The organism is Allobosea sp. 2RAB26, assembly GCF_052115465.1.
GTDB lineage: Bacteria > Pseudomonadota > Alphaproteobacteria > Rhizobiales > Beijerinckiaceae > Allobosea.
Map to the genome: position 1 here is coordinate 1 of NZ_JBFRGS010000099.1, position 383 is coordinate 383.

Sequence of the window (383 nt, forward strand, 5' to 3'; positions counted from 1 at the left end):
GTCGGGCAGGCGCTGCTCGAGCACAAGGATGTGCATGCGATCAGCTTCACCGGCTCGGTCTCGACCGGCCGCAAGGTTGCGGCCGCCTGCATCGCCTCCAACCCGATGAAGAAGGTTCAGCTCGAGATGGGCGGCAAGAACCCGCTCGTCGTGCTGGACGATGCCGATCTCAAGCTCGCGGTCGAGACCGCGGTCAATGGCGCCTTCTTCTCGACCGGCCAGCGTTGCACGGCTTCCTCGCGCTTGATCGTCACCGAAGGCATCCATGATCGCTTCGTCGAGGCCGCGATCGAGCGCATGAAGGGCCTCGTCGTCGACGATGCGCTCGTCTCGACCGGCCGCAAGGTTGCGGCCGCCTGCATCGCCTCCAACCCGATGAAGAA

1 protein-coding gene is annotated in these 383 nt (G+C 65.0%); it reads left to right on the forward strand.

The window, feature by feature from the left end; translation table 11 throughout:
* The coding region (locus AB4118_RS34200; RefSeq protein WP_441493924.1) for an aldehyde dehydrogenase family protein at positions 1–383 on the forward strand (383 nt) is incomplete at both ends.